The sequence below is a fragment of the Nocardioides panacisoli genome (genome assembly GCF_039537325.1).
GTDB lineage: Bacteria > Actinomycetota > Actinomycetes > Propionibacteriales > Nocardioidaceae > Nocardioides > Nocardioides panacisoli.
Genome location: NZ_BAABAH010000029.1, coordinates 1 through 5,428 on the forward strand (window position 1 = coordinate 1; position 5,428 = coordinate 5,428).

General features: G+C 56.5%; 3 rRNA genes. All 3 read right to left on the minus strand.

Going from position 1 to position 5,428, the window contains the following annotated elements:
* Window positions 1-6: 6 nt before the first annotated feature.
* The 3 genes from rrf to ABD709_RS21315 all read right to left on the minus strand — a co-directional run bounded on the left by rrf (window position 7) and on the right by ABD709_RS21315 (window position 5,277).
* Window positions 7-123 (minus strand): 5S ribosomal RNA (rrf, locus tag ABD709_RS21305).
* A 165-nt stretch (window positions 124-288) separates the two neighbouring features.
* Window positions 289-3,437, minus strand: a 23S ribosomal RNA gene (locus ABD709_RS21310).
* 322 nt (window positions 3,438-3,759) lie between these two features.
* Window positions 3,760-5,277: ribosomal RNA gene (locus ABD709_RS21315) — 16S ribosomal RNA — on the minus strand.
* The 16S, 23S and 5S rRNA genes sit together here, the layout of an rRNA operon.
* Window positions 5,278-5,428: the final 151 nt, after the last annotated feature.

Below are 5,428 nucleotides of genomic sequence, written 5' to 3' on the forward strand. Positions count from 1 at the left end.
AAGTATGTCCGGCGGCGTCCTACTCTCCCACAGCCTCTCGGTTGCAGTACCATCGGCGCTGGCAGGCTTAACTTCCGGGTTCGGTATGGGTCCGGGTGTTTCCCTGTCGCTATGGCCGCCGTAACTCTATGAACCAGACCCCCCCGTTTGTTCCGCGCGGATGCGGGGTGGGGGGTGTGGTTGGTTTGTGGACGCGTTGTGCGGTGACGGGTTCGGTGCTTTGTGTGTCTTGACGTGTAAACCCTGTGTTCGCAACCGGTTGTTTGTTGGTTGTGTTGGGGGTTTGTGTTAGGCAAGTGTTCGGCCTATTAGTACCGGTCGGCTGGGCATTGCTGCTGTACACCTCCGGCCTATCAACCCAATAGTCTGTTGGGGGCCTTACACCCTCGAGGGGTGGGGAAACCTCATCTTGAAACGTGCTTCCCGCTTAGATGCGTTCAGCGGTTATCACTTCCGAACGTAGCTAACCAGCCCTGCACCTGGCGGTACAACTGGCACACCAGAGGTTCGTCCATCCCGGTCCTCTCGTACTAGGGACAGCCTTTCTCAAGTTTCCTACGCGCGCGGCGGATAGGGACCGAACTGTCTCACGACGTTCTAAACCCAGCTCGCGTGCCGCTTTAATGGGCGAACAGCCCAACCCTTGGGACCTACTCCAGCCCCAGGATGCGACGAGCCGACATCGAGGTGCCAAACCATCCCGTCGATATGGACTCTTGGGGAAGATCAGCCTGTTATCCCCGGGGTACCTTTTATCCGTTGAGCGACACCCCTTCCACATGGTGGTGCCGGATCACTAGTTCCGACTTTCGTCCCTGCTCGACATGTCTGTCTCACAGTCAAGCTCCCTTGTGCACTTACACTCGAAACCTGATTGCCAACCAGGCTGAGGGAACCTTTGAGCGCCTCCGTTACATTTTGGGAGGCAACCGCCCCAGTTAAACTACCCATCAGGCACTGTTCCTGAACCAGATCATGGCCCTAGGTTAGACATCTAGTACGACCAGAGTGGTATTTCAACGTTGACTCCACAACCACTGGCGTGGCTGCTTCACAGTCTCCCACCTATCCTACACAAGCCGAACCAAACACCAATGCCAAACTATAGTAAAGGTCCCGGGGTCTTTCCGTCCTGCCGCGCGTAACGAGCATCTTTACTCGTAGTGCAATTTCGCCGAGTCCATGGTTGAGACAGCGCCCAAGTCGTTACTCCATTCGTGCAGGTCGGAACTTACCCGACAAGGAATTTCGCTACCTTAGGATGGTTATAGTTACCACCGCCGTTTACTGGGGCTTAAATTCTCCGCTTCGACTTGCGTCTAACAGGTCCTCTTAACCTTCCAGCACCGGGCAGGAGTCAGTCCGTATACATCGTCTTACAACTTCGCACGGACCTGTGTTTTTAGTAAACAGTCGCTTGGGCCTGGTCTCTGCGACCCTCCCCGCTGCCGGCCGTGAAGGCCTTGACGGTTCGGGTCCCCCTTCTCCCGAAGTTACGGGGGCATTTTGCCGAGTTCCTTAACCATGGTTGTCTCGATCGCCTTGGTATTCTCTACCTGATCACCTGAGTCGGTTTGGGGTACGGGCGGCACCATTCCTCGCTAGAGGTTTTTCTCGACAGCATAGGATCACCCACTTCCCCCGTACGGGGTCGGCATCACCTCTCAGGCTCGACATCGAAGTCAGCGACCCGGATTTGCCTAGGTCGCGCCCTACGGGCTTACCCACCGTCAACCATCGCGGTGGTTGGGCTACCTTCCTGTGTCACCCCATCGCTTGACTACTACCGGATCGGATCCCACGCTCCACCCACGCTCCACACCTCCGAAGAGATGCGGTGACGTGAGCTTCGGGTGGTTAGCATCACCGGGCTCGTCAGGGACGGCATGGCGCCGGTACCAGAATATCAACTGGTTGTCCATCGACTACGCCTGTCGGCCTCGCCTTAGGTCCCGACTTACCCAGGGCAGATTAGCTTGACCCTGGAACCCTTGATCATTCGGCGCACGGGTTTCTCACCCGTGATTCGCTACTCATGCCTGCATTCTCACTCGTGCCACATCCACCACTAGGTCACCCTGCAGCTTCACACGTGGCACGACGCTCCCCTACCCACCCACACCCCTGGATGCGTAAAACGCACCGAGGTTCCGTCTTCAAACGGGTATGGATGCCATGGCTTCGGCGGACGGCTTGAGCCCCGCTACATTGTCGGCGCGGAATCACTTGACCAGTGAGCTATTACGCACTCTTTCAAGGGTGGCTGCTTCCAAGCCAACCTCCTGGTTGTCACTGCGACTCCACATCCTTTTCCACTTAGCCGCCTCTTAGGGGCCTTAGCCGATGGTCTGGGCTGTTTCCCTCTCGACTACGAACCTTATCGCCCGCAGTCTCACTGCCACGCTTACACTTACCGGCATTCGGAGTTTGGCTAACGTCAGTAACCTGGTAGGGCCCATCGGCTATCCAGTGCTCTACCTCCGGCAAGAAACACGCAACGCTGCACCTAAATGCATTTCGGGGAGAACCAGCTATCACGGAGTTTGATTGGCCTTTCACCCCTATCCACAGGTCATCCCCTCCATTTTCAACTGAAGTGGGTTCGGTCCTCCACGCCGTCTTACCGGCGCTTCAACCTGCCCATGGATAGATCACTCCGCTTCGGGTCTAGAGCGTGCGACTCAACCGCCCTGTTCGGACTCGCTTTCGCTACGGCTACCCCACACGGGTTAACCTCGCCACACACCGCTAACTCGCAGGCTCATTCTTCAAAAGGCACGCCATCACCCCAACACCCACAAGGGGCAGCCGGGCTCTGACGGATTGTAGGCACATGGTTTCAGGTACTATTTCACTCCCCGCCAGGGGTACTTTTCACCTTTCCCTCACGGTACTAGTCCGCTATCGGTCATCGAGAAGTATTTAGGCTTAACGGGTGGTCCCGCCAGATTCACACACCATTCCAGGAGTGGCATGTTACTTGGGAAAAAGTTCCCACCCAGAAATCGTGTCTTACGCCTACAGGGCTCTCACCCGCTACGGCACCGCTTTCCAACGGACTTCGACTTCAACACAATCCCAGGCGAACCGCCGGCAGACGACTCCAGAACAATCCCACAACCCCCCACATGCAACCCCTGCCGGGTATGACACACATGAGGTTTAGCCTCCTCCGATTTCGCTCGCCACTACTCTCGGAATCACTGTTGTTTTCTCTTCCTGTGGGTACTGAGATGTTTCACTTCCCCACGTTCCCTCCACACGCCCTATTTCATTCAGGCGCAGGTAACACGACATGACTCGTGCTGGGTTACCCCATTCGGAAACCCCCGGATCAACGCTTCCTTGCCAACTCCCCAGGGCATATCGCAGGCTGGTACGTCCTTCATCGGCTCTCGATGCCAAGGCATCCACCATGTGCCCTTACCAACTTGCCCAACACAAACCACCAACACACACAACAAACACATGCGTCAGCGACCTGCGCTGCAGCTCAAAGCTGATCAAGACACTTACAAACGAACAATCATCACACTACAAACACACACCACAGGTGTGTGTCTGCTCGCGTCCACTATTGACAGATCAAGAACCAAGAAGCCAACCAGCCCCACCAGTCCCTTCCGGACCAGCAGGCACCTGATGCCTCAGACACCCAACAGCGCGCCATACACATGTCACTCAACGATGTGATTCCACTAGTGAACACCCCCAACCGGCCGGGCACATTCGGCCCAGCTCACGAGGTGTGCTCCTTAGAAAGGAGGTGATCCAGCCGCACCTTCCGGTACGGCTACCTTGTTACGACTTCGTCCCAATCGCCAGCCCCACCTTCGACGGCTCCCCCCACAAGGGTTAGGCCACCGGCTTCGGGTGTTGCCGACTTTCGTGACGTGACGGGCGGTGTGTACAAGGCCCGGGAACGTATTCACCGCAGCGTTGCTGATCTGCGATTACTAGCGACTCCGACTTCATGGGGTCGAGTTGCAGACCCCAATCCGAACTGAGACCGGCTTTTTGGGATTCGCTCACCCTTACAGGATCGCAGCCCTTTGTACCGGCCATTGTAGCATGCGTGAAGCCCTGGACATAAGGGGCATGATGACTTGACGTCATCCCCACCTTCCTCCGAGTTGACCCCGGCAGTCTCCCATGAGTCCCCAACCGAATTGCTGGCAACATGGAACGAGGGTTGCGCTCGTTGCGGGACTTAACCCAACATCTCACGACACGAGCTGACGACAGCCATGCACCACCTGTACACCAGTATCAAAGAGACCCCCATCTCTGGGGGCTTCCGGTGTATGTCAAACCCAGGTAAGGTTCTTCGCGTTGCATCGAATTAATCCGCATGCTCCGCCGCTTGTGCGGGCCCCCGTCAATTCCTTTGAGTTTTAGCCTTGCGGCCGTACTCCCCAGGCGGGGCGCTTAATGCGTTAGCTACGGCACGGAACCCGTGGAAAGGATCCCACACCTAGCGCCCAACGTTTACGGTGTGGACTACCAGGGTATCTAATCCTGTTCGCTCCCCACACTTTCGCTCCTCAGCGTCAGAACATGCCCAGAGAACCGCCTTCGCCACCGGTGTTCCTCCTGATATCTGCGCATTTCACCGCTACACCAGGAATTCCGTTCTCCCCTGCATGCCTCAAGTCTGCCCGTATCGAAAGCAAGCACCGAGTTAAGCCCGATGTTTTCACTCCCGACGCGACAAACCGCCTACGAGCCCTTTACGCCCAATAATTCCGGACAACGCTCGCACCCTACGTATTACCGCGGCTGCTGGCACGTAGTTGGCCGGTGCTTCTTCTGTACCTACCGTCACTTGCGCTTCGTCGGTACTGAAAGAGGTTTACAACCCGAAGGCCGTCATCCCTCACGCGGCGTTGCTGGATCAGGCTTCCGCCCATTGTCCAATATTCCCCACTGCTGCCTCCCGTAGGAGTCTGGGCCGTGTCTCAGTCCCAGTGTGACCGGTCACCCTCTCAGGCCGGCTACCCGTCAAAGCCTTGGTAGGCCATTACCCCACCAACAAGCTGATAGGCCGCGAGCACATCCATGGCCGAAAAAACTTTCCACACACCCCCATGCAGGGACGCGTCATATCCGGTATTAGACACCCTTTCAGGTGCTTATCCCAGAGCCAAGGGCAGATTACTCACGTGTTACTCACCCGTTCGCCGCTCGTGTACCCCCGAAGGAGCCTTACCGCTCGACTTGCATGTGTTAAGCACGCCGCCAGCGTTCGTCCTGAGCCAGGATCAAACTCTCCATAAAAAGCTGAACCCAGCAAAACAAACATCTGACAAAAGCCAGAATCATTGAAATGCCGAAAAAACCCACACACCCAACCCCAAAAGGCCAGATGCGCACAAACCTCACATCGACATATGCATGACACACTGTTGAGTTCTCAAACATCAGACGC